This window comes from Streptococcus sp. oral taxon 061 (genome assembly GCF_013394695.1).
GTDB lineage: Bacteria > Bacillota > Bacilli > Lactobacillales > Streptococcaceae > Streptococcus.
In genome coordinates this window covers 1,406,416-1,421,770 of the sequence record NZ_CP058258.1, presented here as the reverse complement: position 1 = coordinate 1,421,770, position 15,355 = coordinate 1,406,416, and the positions used below count along the sequence as shown (strand labels likewise).

General features: G+C 40.7%; 18 protein-coding genes. 9 read left to right on the top strand and 9 right to left on the bottom strand.

What is annotated here, in order from left to right:
* The first annotated feature begins 9 nt into the window (after nt 1-9).
* Genes fabG through HW271_RS06905 form a run of 7 tightly spaced genes read left to right on the top strand, consistent with a single transcriptional unit; the run spans nt 10 to nt 5,950 of the window.
* Nucleotides 10-744: a 3-oxoacyl-[acyl-carrier-protein] reductase gene (gene fabG, locus HW271_RS06935; RefSeq protein ID WP_036756905.1), complete on the top strand. Its 735-nt coding sequence runs from the start codon at nt 10-12 to the stop codon at nt 742-744.
* A gap of 22 nt (nt 745-766) precedes the next feature.
* Nucleotides 767-2,002: a beta-ketoacyl-ACP synthase II gene (gene fabF / locus HW271_RS06930; protein ID WP_178895660.1), complete on the top strand. Its 1,236-nt coding sequence runs from the start codon at nt 767-769 to the stop codon at nt 2,000-2,002.
* Nucleotides 2,003-2,004: 2 nt separating this feature from the next.
* Nucleotides 2,005-2,487, top strand: coding sequence for an acetyl-CoA carboxylase biotin carboxyl carrier protein (gene accB / locus HW271_RS06925; RefSeq protein ID WP_178895409.1), 483 nt, complete (start codon nt 2,005-2,007; stop codon nt 2,485-2,487).
* The gene (gene fabZ, locus HW271_RS06920) at nt 2,484-2,906 is read left to right on the top strand and encodes a 3-hydroxyacyl-ACP dehydratase FabZ (protein WP_050086899.1); all 423 of its coding nucleotides are present in this window, start codon (nt 2,484-2,486) and stop codon (nt 2,904-2,906) included. Before accB ends, fabZ begins: the two co-directional genes overlap by 4 nt.
* A gap of 11 nt (nt 2,907-2,917) precedes the next feature.
* On the top strand, nt 2,918-4,285 hold the full coding sequence (gene accC / locus HW271_RS06915) for an acetyl-CoA carboxylase biotin carboxylase subunit (RefSeq protein WP_178895408.1): 1,368 nt from the start codon (nt 2,918-2,920) through the stop codon (nt 4,283-4,285).
* A 34-nt stretch (nt 4,286-4,319) separates the two neighbouring features.
* On the top strand, nt 4,320-5,186 hold the full coding sequence (gene accD / locus HW271_RS06910; protein WP_049527076.1) for an acetyl-CoA carboxylase, carboxyltransferase subunit beta: 867 nt from the start codon (nt 4,320-4,322) through the stop codon (nt 5,184-5,186).
* Nucleotides 5,183-5,950 (top strand): acetyl-CoA carboxylase carboxyl transferase subunit alpha, encoded by a 768-nt coding sequence (locus tag HW271_RS06905; protein WP_178895407.1) that lies wholly within the window; start codon nt 5,183-5,185, stop codon nt 5,948-5,950. Before accD ends, HW271_RS06905 begins: the two co-directional genes overlap by 4 nt.
* Before the next feature lie 119 nt (nt 5,951-6,069).
* On the opposite strand, the gene nusB is transcribed toward HW271_RS06905, so the two are convergent.
* The 9 genes from nusB to gatC form a co-directional block, all read right to left on the bottom strand.
* Nucleotides 6,070-6,492 (bottom strand): transcription antitermination factor NusB, encoded by a 423-nt coding sequence (gene nusB / locus HW271_RS06900; RefSeq protein ID WP_178895406.1) that lies wholly within the window; start codon nt 6,490-6,492, stop codon nt 6,070-6,072.
* Nucleotides 6,485-6,874 (bottom strand): Asp23/Gls24 family envelope stress response protein, encoded by a 390-nt coding sequence (locus tag HW271_RS06895; RefSeq protein WP_006150382.1) that lies wholly within the window; start codon nt 6,872-6,874, stop codon nt 6,485-6,487. The genes nusB and HW271_RS06895 overlap by 8 nt, the downstream gene beginning before the upstream one ends.
* Before the next feature lie 21 nt (nt 6,875-6,895).
* Nucleotides 6,896-7,456, bottom strand: a complete 561-nt coding sequence (gene efp / locus HW271_RS06890; protein WP_004251910.1) for an elongation factor P — start codon at nt 7,454-7,456, stop codon at nt 6,896-6,898.
* A gap of 80 nt (nt 7,457-7,536) precedes the next feature.
* Nucleotides 7,537-8,901 carry an SPFH domain-containing protein gene (locus tag HW271_RS06885; RefSeq protein ID WP_178895405.1) on the bottom strand — a complete coding sequence of 455 codons (1,365 nt, stop codon included), beginning with the start codon at nt 8,899-8,901 and terminating at the stop codon, nt 7,537-7,539.
* Between the two features lie 9 nt (nt 8,902-8,910).
* Entirely contained in the window at nt 8,911-9,897 is a 987-nt protein-coding gene (locus HW271_RS06880; protein ID WP_178895404.1) for a zinc-ribbon domain-containing transport protein, read from the bottom strand.
* A gap of 50 nt (nt 9,898-9,947) precedes the next feature.
* A complete protein-coding gene (locus HW271_RS06875) occupies nt 9,948-10,340 on the bottom strand; it encodes a hypothetical protein (RefSeq protein ID WP_178895403.1) in 393 nt (130 codons plus the stop codon).
* A 52-nt stretch (nt 10,341-10,392) separates the two neighbouring features.
* On the bottom strand, nt 10,393-11,838 hold the full coding sequence (gatB, locus tag HW271_RS06870) for an Asp-tRNA(Asn)/Glu-tRNA(Gln) amidotransferase subunit GatB (RefSeq protein WP_178895402.1): 1,446 nt from the start codon (nt 11,836-11,838) through the stop codon (nt 10,393-10,395).
* A complete protein-coding gene (gatA, locus tag HW271_RS06865; RefSeq protein ID WP_178895401.1) occupies nt 11,838-13,304 on the bottom strand; it encodes an Asp-tRNA(Asn)/Glu-tRNA(Gln) amidotransferase subunit GatA in 1,467 nt (488 codons plus the stop codon). The genes gatB and gatA overlap by 1 nt, the downstream gene beginning before the upstream one ends.
* Nucleotides 13,304-13,606 carry an Asp-tRNA(Asn)/Glu-tRNA(Gln) amidotransferase subunit GatC gene (gatC, locus tag HW271_RS06860; RefSeq protein WP_178895400.1) on the bottom strand — a complete coding sequence of 101 codons (303 nt, stop codon included), beginning with the start codon at nt 13,604-13,606 and terminating at the stop codon, nt 13,304-13,306. The genes gatA and gatC overlap by 1 nt, the downstream gene beginning before the upstream one ends.
* A 212-nt stretch (nt 13,607-13,818) precedes the next feature.
* Here gatC and HW271_RS06855 point away from each other — a divergent pair, with 212 nt between their 5' ends.
* Together HW271_RS06855 and HW271_RS06850 are read left to right on the top strand one after the other, a co-directional pair.
* Nucleotides 13,819-14,493: a TIGR02206 family membrane protein gene (locus tag HW271_RS06855; protein WP_178895399.1), complete on the top strand. Its 675-nt coding sequence runs from the start codon at nt 13,819-13,821 to the stop codon at nt 14,491-14,493.
* Nucleotides 14,494-14,527: 34 nt separating this feature from the next.
* The gene (locus HW271_RS06850) at nt 14,528-15,220 is read left to right on the top strand and encodes a TIGR02206 family membrane protein (protein WP_178895398.1); all 693 of its coding nucleotides are present in this window, start codon (nt 14,528-14,530) and stop codon (nt 15,218-15,220) included.
* Nucleotides 15,221-15,355 lie beyond the last annotated feature (135 nt).

Sequence of the window (15,355 nt, the reverse complement as noted above, 5' to 3'; positions counted from 1 at the left end):
AGGAGAAAAATGAAACTAGAACAGAAAAATGTCTTTATTACAGGCTCAAGTCGAGGAATTGGTCTTGCCATTGCTCATAAATTTGCTAGCTTGGGAGCCAACGTTGTCTTGAATAGTCGTGGTGAAATCTCCGAGGAGCTTCTAGACGAATTTAAACCTTACGGGGTGAAGGTCCTTGCTATTTCTGGTGATGTTTCTGACTTCACAGATGCAAAACGCATGGTGGATCAAGCGATTGAAGAGCTAGGCTCAGTTGACGTCCTAGTGAATAACGCTGGGATTACTCAAGACACTCTCATGCTGAAGATGACAGAAGAAGATTTTGAGAAGGTCTTGAAAGTCAATCTAACGGGAGCCTTCAACATGACGCAAGCAGTCTTGAAGCAGATGATAAAAGCACGTGAAGGGGCCATTATCAATATGTCTAGTGTCGTTGGTTTGATGGGAAATATCGGTCAAGCAAACTACGCTGCATCTAAGGCTGGTTTGATTGGATTTACCAAATCAGTAGCACGTGAGGTGGCCAATCGTAATGTGCGTGTCAATGCCATTGCACCAGGAATGATCGAATCAGATATGACTGCAGTCCTATCTGATAAGGTAAAAGATGCCATGTTGGCACAAATTCCGATGAAACAATTCGGCCAAGCTGAGCAAGTGGCAGAGGTCACAGCCTTTCTTGCAAGCCAAGATTATCTAACGGGACAAGTCATTGCAATTGATGGTGGACTTACCATGCAATAAGAGTTAAAATAGAGGTATGAAAATGAAACTAAATCGTGTAGTAGTAACAGGTTATGGATTAACATCTCCAATTGGGAATACGCCAGAAGAATTTTGGAACAGTTTAAAGAATGGAAAGATTGGGATTGGTGAAATCACCAAGTTTGATCACAGTGCTTTTGACGTCCATAATGCAGCAGAGATTAATGATTTTCCTTTTGACAAATATTTTGTAAAAAAAGATACCAATCGTTTCGATGACTATTCTTTGTATGCCTTGTATGCCGCTCAAGAAGCAGTTGACCATGCTAATCTTGACGTAGAAGCACTTGATAAAGACCGCTTTGGTGTCATCGTTGCATCAGGTATCGGTGGAATCAGAGAAATCGAAGACCAAGTCCTTCGACTTCACGAAAAAGGTCCAAAACGTGTTAAACCATTAACACTTCCAAAAGCTTTGCCAAATATGGCTGCAGGAAATGTAGCTATGCGCTTTGGTGCCAATGGTATCTGTAAATCTATCAACACAGCTTGCGCTTCATCAAATGATGCTATCGGAGATGCCTTCCGTTCTATCAAATTTGGTTTCCAAGATATCATGCTTGTTGGTGGTTCAGAATCTTCTATTACACCATTTGCGATTGCCGGTTTCCAAGCCTTAACAGCTCTTTCAACAACAGAGGACCCAACTCGTGCTTCTATTCCATTTGACAAAGACCGTAATGGATTTGTTATGGGTGAAGGATCAGGTATGTTGGTTCTTGAAAGTTTAGAACATGCTGAAAAACGTGGTGCAACTATCCTAGCTGAAGTTGTTGGTTATGGAAATACTTGTGATGCCTACCATATGACTTCACCACATCCAGAAGGCCAAGGTGCTATTAAAGCTATCAAACTTGCCTTGGAGGAAGCTGAGATTACACCAGACCAAGTAGCCTACGTTAATGCACACGGTACATCAACTCCAGCTAATGAAAAAGGAGAAAGCGGAGCGATTGTAGCGGTTCTCGGTAAAGAAGTACCTGTATCTTCAACCAAGTCATTTACAGGACACTTGCTCGGTGCAGCAGGTGCAGTTGAAGCCATTGCAACAATTGAAGCAATCCGTAACAACTATGTTCCAATGACAGCTGGAACAACAGAATTGTCAGACTACATTGAAGCAAACGTTATTTATGGACAAGGTGTGGAACGTGAAATTCCTTATGCTATCTCAAATACTTTTGGATTTGGTGGGCATAATGCAGTTCTTGCTTTCAAACGTTGGGAGAATAAGTAAAGATGAATTTAAATGAAATCAAAGACTTGATGGCACAATTTGACCAGTCGAGCTTGAAAGAATTTTCTTATAAAAATGGAACGGACGAGTTGGTCTTCAGTAAGAATGAAGCAAAACTTGTTGCTGAAACAAGTCCAGCACCTCAACCTGTGGTTCCAGCAACTGCACCTACAGTTGCACCACAAGCTCCAACTACAACACCAGCTGCAGAAGCAGTTTCAGAATCAAGTGTTACTGAGTCTGTAGCTGAAGGAGACCTTGTAGAAAGTCCACTTGTCGGAGTTGCTTACTTGGCTGCCGGACCAGATAAACCTAATTTTGTTTCAGTTGGTGATACTGTTAAAAAAGGCCAAACCTTGGTCATCATCGAAGCTATGAAGGTCATGAACGAAATTCCAGCACCTAAAGACGGTGTCGTAACAGAAATTCTTGTTGAAAATGAAGAAATGGTTGAGTTCGGGAAAGGCTTGGTACGTATCAAATGATTGATATTCAAGGAATTAAAGAAGCTTTGCCCCACCGCTATCCGATGCTCTTAGTGGATCGTGTCTTGGAGGTCAGTGAAGATACAATCGTTGCCATTAAAAATGTGACGATTAACGAACCTTTCTTCAACGGTCATTTTCCTCAATACCCTGTAATGCCAGGTGTCCTGATCATGGAAGCTTTGGCACAAACAGCAGGTGTTTTGGAATTGTCTAAACCTGAAAACAAAGGGAAACTTGTTTTCTATGCTGGTATGGACAAAGTGAAATTTAAAAAACAAGTTGTTCCTGGTGATCAGCTTGTCATGACAGCAACTTTTATCAAACGTCGTGGCACAATCGCCGTAGTAGAAGCGAAGGCAGAAGTAGATGGTAAGCTTGCAGCAAGCGGTACTCTGACATTTGCTATTGGAAACTAGGGAGGTTTTCCATGTTTCGTAAGATTTTAATTGCCAATCGTGGTGAAATTGCTGTTCGTATTATTCGTGCGGCACGAGAGTTAGGAATTGCAACAGTCGCTGTCTATTCAACTGCTGACAAGGAAGCTCTCCACACGCTTTTGGCTGATGAGGCTATCTGTATCGGCCCTGGGAAGGCTACAGAATCTTATCTGAACATCAATGCCATCCTATCAGCTGCAGTATTGACTGAAGCTGAAGCTATTCACCCTGGATTTGGTTTTTTAAGTGAAAATTCCAAGTTTGCAACCATGTGTGAAGAAGTTGGTATCAAATTTATCGGACCATCAGCTCGTGTCATGGATGTCATGGGAGATAAAATTAACGCCCGTGCTCAAATGATTAAGGCTAATGTACCTGTCATTCCAGGATCAGATGGCGAAGTCCATACTGCAGAAGAGGCTCTTGCTATTGCTGAAAAAATTGGTTATCCAGTTATGCTGAAAGCTTCAGCTGGAGGTGGTGGTAAAGGGATTCGTAAGGTTGAAAAGGCAGAGGATCTTGTGTCAGCCTTTGAAACAGCCTCTAGTGAAGCTAAAGCCAACTTTGGTAATGGGGCTATGTATCTTGAGCGTGTGATTTATCCTGCTCGCCATATTGAAGTACAGATTCTTGCTGACCAGATGGGACATGTTATTCACCTAGGAGAGCGTGACTGTTCGCTTCAACGGAATAACCAAAAGGTTTTAGAAGAAAGTCCTTCGATTGCTATCGGGAAAACACTTCGTAATGAAATTGGTGCAGCGGCAGTACGTGCAGCGGAGTCTGTAGGCTACGAAAACGCTGGTACCATTGAATTCCTGCTAGATGAAGCGACTGGTAAATTCTACTTTATGGAAATGAATACGCGTGTCCAAGTGGAACACCCGGTAACTGAATTTGTTTCAGGTGTGGATATTGTCAAGGAACAAATCCGAATCGCTGCAGGTCAATCTTTGACCTTGAAGCAAGAAGACATTGTTCTAAAAGGACATGCTATTGAGTGCCGTATCAATGCAGAAAACCCAGCCTTTAATTTTGCACCAAGTCCAGGTAAGATTACCAATCTTTATCTACCAAGTGGTGGTGTGGGCTTGCGAGTGGACTCAGCAGTTTATCCTGGTTATACCATTCCGCCATACTATGATAGTATGATTGCTAAAATTATTGTTCATGGTGAAAATCGTTTTGATGCACTCATGAAAATGCAACGAGCTCTTTATGAGCTCGAAATTGAAGGGGTTGTCACTAATGCTGATTTCCAACTCGATTTGATTTCAGATCGTCGCGTGATAGCAGGAGACTACGATACTTCATTCTTGATGGAAACTTTCTTACCACACTATCAAGAAAAAGAATAATGTAAAAATAGTATAAGACTGAAAAGGGGGATGTATGGCTCTATTTAGTAAAAAAGATAAATATATTCGAATCAATCCCAATCGTTCGACTGTAAATCAACCTCAGATCAAGCCAGAGGTTCCAGATGAGCTCTTCTCCCAATGTCCAGGTTGCAAATATACGATTTACCAAAAGGACTTGGGGAGTGAACGTATTTGTCCTCACTGTGGCTATACCTTCCGTATTTCAGCTCAAGAGCGCCTTGCTTTAACCATTGATATGGGAAGCTTCCTAGAGATGTTCACAGGAATTGAGACGCAAGATCCATTGGAATTTCCAGGTTACCAGAAAAAATTAGCCTCTATGCGTGAAAAAACAGGTCTTGATGAGGCTGTTGTCACAGGAACTGCTTTGATTAAGGGTGAGAAAGTTGCTCTCGGAATCATGGATTCTAATTTTATCATGGCATCTATGGGAACAGTAGTTGGTGAAAAAATCACTCGTTTGTTTGAATACGCGACAGCTGAAAAATTACCAGTCGTCTTGTTTACAGCATCTGGTGGAGCACGTATGCAAGAAGGAATCATGAGTTTGATGCAGATGGCTAAAATCTCTGCAGCAGTCAAACGTCATTCCAATGCAGGTTTATTTTACCTAACAATCCTTACTGATCCAACAACTGGTGGTGTTACAGCTTCCTTTGCTATGGAGGGTGATATCATCTTGGCAGAGCCTCAAAGTTTAGTAGGATTTGCTGGACGCCGTGTCATTGAAAATACCGTAAGGGAAGATTTGCCAGAGGATTTCCAGAAGGCAGAGTTTTTGTTAGAACATGGCTTTGTGGATGCGATTGTTAAACGGAGAGAATTGCCAGATATGATTGCTCGATTAGTAAGGTTACATAAGGGGGATTGTTTATGAATATTGCAAAAATCGTCAGAGAAGCACGTGAACAAACCCGCTTAACTGCCTTGGACTTCGCAACCGGAATATTTGATGACTTTGTAGAGCTCCATGGTGATCGCTCTTTCCGAGATGATGGTGCTGTTATTGGTGGTATCGGTTGGTTGGGAGACCAAGCAGTAACTGTTGTTGGGATTCAAAAAGGTAAAAGTTTACAAGACAATCTTAACCGTAACTTTGGTCAACCTCATCCAGAAGGCTATCGAAAAGCCCTTCGCTTGATGAAGCAGGCTGAAAAATTTGGTCGTCCTGTTGTAACCTTTATCAACACTGCGGGTGCCTATCCTGGTGTCGGTGCAGAGGAGCGTGGTCAAGGTGAAGCTATTGCTCGTAACCTCATGGAGATGAGCGATCTTAAGGTGCCAATTATTGCCATTATTATTGGTGAAGGTGGTTCTGGTGGAGCCCTAGCTCTTGCAGTAGCTGACCGTGTTTGGATGTTAGAAAACTCAATCTATGCAGTTCTCAGTCCTGAAGGATTTGCGTCTATTCTTTGGAAAGATGGCAGTCGTGCCATGGAAGCTGCAGAGTTGATGAAAATTACTTCTTTCGAATTGCTAGATATGAAGATTGTAGATAAGGTTATTTCTGAGGTGGGCCTATCAAGCAAAGATTTAATCAAGCAAGTCAAAGAACAACTCCGAGCAGAACTTGATGAACTTGGGAAACTTCCACTAGATCAACTTATTGAGGAACGTTACAAACGCTTTAGAAAATATTAAGAAATATAAAAAAGCTAGAACTTATAATAGTTCTAACTTTTTTGTTAACCTGGACTCCAAGTTTCGATGGAAGTGTAGTAAAAAAGTGTTTGATAATAGTCAAACACTTTTTTCTATATTTAGTTTTCTTCAGTTACAAACTGGCTGAGCAGTCCGTTGATGAAACGGGCTGATTTTTGATCTGAAAAGCTTTTTGCAAGTTCAATAGCTTCATTCACAGCTACGAGTTGAGGAGTATCAAATGAAGTGATTTCGAAAACTCCCAAACGCAATAAATTCTTTTCAACTAAGGTTAAACGTTCAATCGTCCAACCAGCCTTTAAATGCTGAGTGATTTGTTTGTCTAGTTCCTCTTTTTGAGCTTGAACACCAGATACAAGATCGATTAGGAAGCTAGGGAGTTTTACCTCGTCGTCTTCTCGATCATGAGTATAAGCGAAGCGACAAGCTGTTTCAATATCAGAACCATATTCAAGACTCATCAGTGCTTGGAAGGCACATTTTCGTAGTTCGCGTCTAGATTCTAATAATGGACTAGTCATTGAGGAAGTCCTCATCAAACAAATCTTTTAATGCTGGTTTTGGTGTCTTATCTGGTGCAATACCAGCAACGTGAATATTCACAGCATTGAGTTCAACATCAGCCATATTACGAACGGCATCTTTTACAGCTTTTTGAATAGCCATTGCAACCTTAGGAACCTTGACACCATACTCAAGATAGAGATAGATATCAGCTGTTAGCTCTTCTTCAGATTCTTTTAGATAGACGCCACGACCAAGTGAAAGTTTTGAAAGGGTGTCAGATACTGATTTGTTTGAAAAAGAGTGGACACCATCAACTTTAGCTGTAGCGATTGCAATGATTTTTTCAAGTACACGTGGGGCGATAACGATTTCGCCTAATTGTTCTTCAATTCCCATAGAATGACCTCTTTCTAGAGATTAGGCACGAGAAACGTAAGTTCCTTCTGCAGTGTTGATAACGAGTTTTTGTCCTGCTTCGATGAAGTCTGGAACGTTAACGACAAGTCCAGTTTCCATTGTAGCTGGTTTACCAGAACCGGTAACAGTAGCACCTTTAATAGAAGGTTGAGTTTCAGCAACTGTCAATTCAACAGTTGTAGGTACTGTTACACCGATTACTTCAGTTCCATAAAATTGAATTTTAACTTCAGAATTTTCAAGGATGTAAAGCAATTCATTTTCAACATTTACAACAGGAATTTCGTATTGGTCGTAAGTTTCAGTGTTCATGAAATAAGCTGTATCATCCATTTTGTACAAGTATTGTGCTGGCACAGTTTCGATAATCGCTTGTTCAAATTTTTCCTCTGGGCGGTAGCTAGTTTCAAATGTTGAACCAGTACGGACATCACGCAATTTCATACGCATGATAGTGTTTCCTTTACCTGGTTTGTGGTGGCTAGCTTCCAAAACGCGGATCAATTTTCCGTCAGCTGTTTCAAAGGTCATACCAGCCTTTAATTTACTTGCTTCAATCATGTTTTTACCTCTTTAATAAAATAATTTACTCTTTATTGTATCATAAGTCGTAAGATTTCTCAAATATCAGGGAAGTGAGATTAGTTGACAGGAACGATGTTTCCTTCTTCATCTTTGGTTACTAATACGTACTTGCCATCGACTTCGATGTAGAAGTTTTTATTAGTTGGTTTTTCTTGACTAGTAGTTTCTACTGAAGGAGTTGTTACTTCTTGAGTTGTAGATTCTTGAACAGGAGTTGTTACTTCTGGATTAGTAGTTTCTACTGAGTTAGCGGGTTGTTCAGGGATAACAGTTTCTACTGGGCTAGCAACTTGCTCAGGACTTGCAGTTTGGGTCGGAGTAAATGCTTGGTTTGGATCAGCAGGTTGTACTGGGGGAACAGTTTGATTTGGACTAACAGGTTGAGCTTGTTGGGTGAGTTGGCCACCGAGAGTTTGACCGAGATTCATACCCATAAACATGTTCATACCATTGCCATTACCTTCGTTATTGGCTGCCGCAATTAGAGCTTCGTTACGAGCACGACGTTCTTCAATTTCGATGGTATTGTATTTCATTGCAACGAGTTCGCTGTCAAGTTTTCGAACAAGTTCCAAGCTTTCTTGGTCGTAGCTCAAATCCTCAAGAAGGATATTGGTTGCTTCAATACCGTAAAGTCCTGTCCATACCTTGTTGACTTCTTGTTTAGCGATTTCATTGAAGGTATCCTGATTAGCATTTAGGCTATAGATATCAACTCGGTACTCATTAGTGAATTTGGAAATTGCGATAGCAATTTTAGGAGAGATATTTTGTCGAAGAGTTCCTTGAGCAATATCTTGGAGTGTAAATGGTTTATGTTCTTCAATCTGTTGACTGATTGAGCTAACGTAGAAAAGGACTGGATCAGAAATCTTGATATCAAATAAACCATAGAAACGGATGTTGAGCAATTGTTGGTAACGTTCACTGAAGTATTCTACAGCGTTTTGGGTACCAAATTTATTACCCGCAATCGGTTGGATACGGACAAAGATGATTTCTTGTTGAGTAACGACTTGACCAGCGAATGAAAAGCGGTGCTTGAAGTTTTCCCAAGTGCCCTTAATTCCCCCTTTTTCTAGAAGCCAAGCGTTTTCGCCAGAGCGCCATTCATGGCTACCAGCTTCTAAAACATCACCAAGGAAAGTACCGTTATTTACAAGGATAGCAACATAACCTTGTGGCACAATTACGACAGAACCATCTGTTAAAAGTCCTGTATGTTGATTACCTTGTCTAGAAACTCCGTCAGGGTCTTTTGTAAGAAGAATTCCTTTAACAGCTAATGCTTCTGATGATACGTGTTCTGGAAGTACAACGGCTTCCTTAAATTTACTGTCATTAAGACTATTAATTCCAGCAGATTTGGCAACATCAACAACTCCCTTAATTTGCTCTTTGGCCATACGAATAAATCCCATAATTTCCTCCTAATTATATAGTTCGTCTTCATCCACAACTTCATAGGTATCAAGAACCCATTGGTTTGGACTACGGGTGATATCAGATCCGCAATAGTCACATTTGCTGATAGCTGATATTTTCAGTGGAGCGCCACAGTTTGGACAGCGGTCGCTAACGGCTTCATCTTGGACAGAGCTTTCGGTTTGACTGCCATGTTTGCGGATGAAGTTCATTTGATAAACTGTAAATAAATCTTTTTGAGGGTCTCCCTCAATAACCTTACGAGTCTTATCTTCGATGACATAGTCTCTCAAAGTAGATGAAAGGATAACAACTAGAGTATCATTTCCATCTGGATTTTCGTAGAAATCTTTGATTCGAACATTCTCGACATAAACTCGTTCCAAAATATTCGTTGTTTGAGATTGGATATAGTCTTCCAGTTGGGCACTATGTTGAGAGTAGAGGCTGGCACTTTCAAGAGAACGCACCAAATTCCAATCTTTTTTAGTCCAGGCTGCCTGTAATTGGATATAGACTTCTTTAACCCATGAAGTGAAAGTGTCTGCATCAAAGTTTGGGTCCCCAGAACGGACACGATCGATAGCCAAGGTGTTGTTTATCACTCGACGGTGAAGTGTTGGTTCAGCATTGTAGCTAGGCGAGCTGCCATAAGATTTACCAGATGATGAATTCTGGTCACTCAAATATTTGATGAGCATGAAGAGTAAGAAAGCTCCGACACCAAACATGATAAGAATGCTCATTCCTGTCCCTAGAGAACCATCTAAACTTGAGTAGCTACCGCCAGAACGATAGCTGCTTCTAGAAGAAGAACTACCATTTGAACGACTTCGGCTAGAACTACTACTTCGAGAACTGCTACTGCTTCGTGAGCTACTGTGACTAGAGCTACCACTTCGAGAATGTCCAACACCTGCATCGATTGATTGCAGGGGTGTCACAAAGAGAAGAAGCAAGAAAGTAGCGATAAGAGTATATAACTTTTTCATATGTCTCCTAACTATGTGAGTACAAAAATAGTTTTTGCTAAATTTTATGTCTATAAAGAGTTTTGGAGTTTTATTGTTTTATTTTCAATAAACCACCCTATAATCCAACCAAATACGAGTAAATAATTCTCGATAGCACCAATCGCATTAACAGGAGAATGAAATTCAATAAAACTTAACAAATGATTTGTTCCTATTCCTATACCACCAATAATAAGGGCAAGAAGGGCAATTCTCAGGTAAAACCAATCGTACTTAATATTAACAGCAAGAATAATAATTAAGACAGCTAGATTCCAAATTCCAATTTCTCTTTGCCATCCTACAGAAATACCGTAACCAGAATGCTCTCCCATATAGGATGGGAGAAAGATTTGTAGAATAGAAGCACCCAACATTGCGATAATAACTAAAATAAATAGTACTCGTAAAAATTTGTTCATTTATTCTCCTTATTCTATTTTTTAGTAGAAAAGGCTATTAACGAAAGTATATTTACTCGTTCTCTTTCAACTTAGCCAATTCTTGGGAAAGTAGTTTAAGAGCAACTTGTGGATTGGCTTGGCCCTTGGTTGCTTTCATGAGGAATCCTGTGAAGGCCTTGTCAGCGTTACGTTTTCCTGACTTGAAGTCGGCAACAGCAACTTCGTTATCAGCAAAGACTTGATGGATGATTGGAATCAAGATATCTGGATCTGAGATCTGAACCAAACCGGCTTTTTCAACGTATTCACGAGCACCTCCACCATTTTTAGCAAGGTGGACAAAGACTTTCTTGGCAATCTTAGATGAAATAGTGCCGTCTTCGATGATAGCGATCATTTCTACTAAGTTTTCTGGAGTTAACTCAATTTGTTCTAGTGTCTTACCTTCAGCATTCAAGAACTGAGCGACTTCACCTTGGAGCCAGTTTGAGACTTGCTTAGCATCGCCACCAAGGGCAACTGCTTTCTCAAAGAAGTCAGAAGTGACTTTATTGGCAGTCAACTGGCTAGCATCGTAGTCTGATAATCCGAGTTGAGAGACATAGCGAGCACGGCGTTCTTTTGGAAACTCTGGTAACTCAGTACGCATTTCCTCAATCCACTCATCTGAGATTTCAAAGAGTGGTAGATCTGGTTCTGGGAAGTAGCGGTAGTCTGCAGCACCTTCCTTAACACGCATGAGGATAGTTGCTTTATTAGCTTCGTCGTAACGACGTGTTTCTTGGCGAATTTGACCACCTGAGCGAAGGATTTCAGCCTGACGTTGCACTTCGTATTCAAGACCCTTACGCACGTTTGAGAAGGAGTTCAAGTTTTTCAACTCAGTCTTGGTACCGAATTTCTCTTGACCATAAGGACGAAGAGAGATATTGGCATCCACACGCATAGACCCTTCCTCCATCTTAACGTCAGAAATACCAGCGTACTGAATAACTTCCTTAAGAGCTGTTAGATAAGCGTAAGCTTCTTCTGGTGAACGCATGTCGGCTTCAGATACAATCTCAATCAAAGGCACCCCTTGGCGGTTGAGGTCGACATAAGAGAAACCATCTGTTCCGTGGGTGTTCTTACCGGCATCTTCTTCCAAGTGGGCACGTTCGATACCGATTTTCTTAGTTGTACCATCTTCAAGTTCTACTTCAATCCAACCGTTGTAACCGATTGGCTCATCAAACTGAGAAATTTGGTAGGCTTTAGGATTGTCAGGATAGAAGTAGTTCTTGCGGTCAAAGTGCATCTTCTGGTGTATGTCCATGTTGAGGGCAAGAGCTGCCTTGATACCAGCATCCACAACACCTTTATTGAGAACAGGTAGTACTCCTGGGAAAGACCAGTCAATTACGTTAGTATTGGCGTTTTGGTCATTTCCAAAGTGGGCAGAAGTAGGTGAGAAGATTTTTGAATTGGTGTTGAGCTCTACGTGGACTTCAAGTCCAATGACTGTTTCAAAGTTCATTAGTTATCACCTCCAAAAATCACGGGTTGTTGTTTGTGGTAATCTGTTGTTGCTTCAAAAGCAGCAGCAGCTTGGTAAATAGTCTTTTCTGAATATTTAGGACCAATCAATTGGAGTCCTACTGGTAGACCTTGAACAAATCCAGCAGGAATAGAAATTCCTGGCAGACCAGCCAAGTTGACAGGGATAGTCAAAAGGTCAGCCAAGTACATAGCAACTGGATCATGGTTGAGTGAATCCAAGTCGTAGGCAACGCTAGGAGCAGTTGGTCCCAAAATCAAGTCATAATCAGCAAAGACTTTTTCGAAATCTTGGATGATGAGGGTACGGACTTGTCCAGCCTTCTTGTAGTAGGCATCATAGTAACCTGATGAAAGACTGAAAGTACCAAGCATGATACGGCGTTTTACTTCTTCGCCGAAGCCTTGGCTACGGCTGTTTACATAGATTTCATCAAGATTCGTTGCATCCTCTGCGCGGTAGCCGTAACGGATACCGTCAAAACGTTGTAAGTTTGATGATGCTTCTGATGAAGCGATAATGTAGTAAACGGCAACTCCGTATTTAGAGTGAGGAAGGCTAACTTCTTCAACGATAGCACCAAGTTTTTCAAAGTGCTTAGCAGCGTTGAGGATAGATTCCTTTACCTCTGGGTCAATCCCTTCACCAAGGTATTCCTTAGGCAAAGCAATTCTCATGCCCTTAATGTCTTGACCGATTTTTGAAGTAAAGTCTGCTACACGAACAGGAGCAGAAGTAGAGTCTTTGGCATCTTCACTGGCAATCGCATTGAGCAATAGGGCGTTTTCCTTCACAGTTGGAGCGAAAGGCCCAATCTGGTCTAATGAACTACCAAAGGCAATAAGACCAAAACGTGAAACAGTTCCATAGGTTGGCTTGAGACCAACGATCCCGTTGAAGGCAGCAGGTTGGCGGATAGATCCACCAGTATCAGAACCAAGTGATAAACGGACTTGTCCAGAAGCTACAGCAGCAGCTGAACCACTTGATGATCCACCAGGAACCTTGCTGTGGTCCCAAGCATTTTTAGTTGGTCCATAATATGATGTTTCGCCAGAACCACCCATAGCAAACTCATCCATGTTGGTTTTTCCGACAATAATCATGCCCTTAGATTTTGCATTGGCAACAGCTGTGGCATCAAAGATAGGCTCGTAGTTATAGAGCATTTTTGAGGCTGCTGTTGTTAAGAGACCATCTGTAGAAATGTTATCCTTAACAGCTAGGGGAATCCCTGAAAGAACATTGTCAGCATCGATTCCAGCTTCATCAATAGCTTTAGCTTGAGCAAGAGCTTGATCTTCAGCGATAGTGACAAAGGCATTGATAGCCTCTTCACGCGCCTTGATATCGTCAAGTGTCGCTTGGGTAAGTTCTGTTGCTGAAATTTCCTTAGAAACAAGGAGGTTGTGCAAATCTTCAATCGTTTTATTGTTAAAAGTCATTAGGCATCTCCTCCGTCATCTAGGATAGCTGGTACCTTGATATAGTAGTTTTCTTTTTCAGGTACATTTTTAAACAAGCGGTCACGGTCAGTTCCTTTTTCAGCAACATCCGGTCGCAATACGGTCTTACGATCAGCCATGGTAGTCGTTGGTTCAACACCAGTTGTGTCAACTTCACTGAGCAATTCAACCATATCAACAATTTTAGACAAGGTTGTCGCAAACTCAGCTGTTTCATTTTCAGTGAATTTTAATTTAGAAAGATTGGCAACGTGAGTCACCTCTTCTTGCGTAATTTTCATCTTTTATCCTTTCGTGAAATGATGATTCTTTATCTGTTCTATTTTACCATATTTTCCTATAAATAAGGCAAGTCAAGCTAAAAAGAAACAGAAATTGAAAAATACTTTTTATTTCGATATAATGGTTGAAATTAGAAGAAAGAATAACAGTCGTTTTTAGTTGGTAAAAAGGATGTATCATTAACCCAACTAGAAGACGTTAAGGATGACACATGACGCTTTGGGAGTTACTTTTTACCAGTAAAAAGACAGTCCCTCCTCATTTAGGAGCATTTTACTTTTTATTACCTACTTCTTTGGTAATCATAGCTGTTTTATCGATGCGCTATGCAAGCTCTAAACGTTACCGAGAATTTTGGTATTGGGGACAATTGATTCAGTTGCTCATCATCAACGCTTGGTATATTGCTGCACGTCTGCCCCTATCTGAGGCTCTCCCTTTTTACCATAGTCGCATGGCTATGTGGATTATTCTATTTGCTCCGGATAAGACCTTTTTCAAGCAATATTTTGCCCTGGTTGGAGTTTTTGGTTCTATCATGGCCTTGGTTTATCCAGTCTTTTATCCTTTTCCTTTCCCTCATGTTTCGTCCGTGAACAATGTTTTCGGACACTTGGCCCTCTTGGCTAACTGCTTGATTTATCTTGTTAGATATTATAAAGTTGAAAAAGGGGATACTTGGAAAATATGCCAGATGACTCTTGGAGTTAATGCCATTATCTTGATAGCCAACCTCTTGACAGGAGGAAATTATGGCTTTATGAGCAAGCCGCCTGTGATTGGGGATCATGGTAGTTTGCTTAACTATTTGATAGTGACCAGTTTGATGACAGGTATTCTCATCCTTATCAATCAACTCGCTAAATATAAACATAAGAATAGTTAATATACAACTGAATTCGTTACCTTAAGGAGACTTTATGCATCATTTTATTACAAGAACCCAAACGACGCCACCGCCTATTCCGATTTTTTGGTATGGAGTTATGATAGGCCTTCTCGCCTTGTCTATTTATGCTTCTCTTACTTACTACAAAAATCCCAAATTTGTTCGATTGTTTAAGTGGATTCAAATAGCGCAATTGCTAGCTCTTTATACCTGGTATATAGGCTTTAGCATTCCATTTTCGAACAGCCTGCCTCTTTACCATTGCCGTTTGGCCATGTTTGCAGTAGTATTCTTGCCAGATAAATGGAAAACCAAGCAGTATTTTGCCCTTTTGGGAGCCAGTGGAGCAGTATTTGCCTTGGGCTACCCTGTTTTTGACCCCTATGATTTCCCGCATATTACCAGCTTTTCTTTCCTGATTGGCCATTATGCTCTCTTGGTCAATTCCCTGGTTTATCTCATGAATCACTACGATAAAAACCTACTTAAAAAGTATCGAATTATTGCCTACACTTTTATTCTCAACCTTTTCCTAGTTGGGGTCAATCAAGTAACAGGTGGGAACTATGGACTTTTGAATACCACACCTTTTATTCCAGATGCCCCTATATGGATAAAGTATCTTCTGGTTTCAATCATTCTTTCGTCAGCCTTAGTGCTCTTTGATATTTTGTTTAAAAAACGTTGGCAAAAGAAAATTGCTCTAGAAAAAATTAAATTTTGAAGAGATTGTTACTAGCGATACAAAATAAATAATGAATAAAGAATCTGAAGAGCAGGTCTAGTATCTTGACCTGCTTTTTCTTGTGTAAGCAATTGAAAAACTCTCTAAAATCCGATATAATGAAGTGTTGAAAGG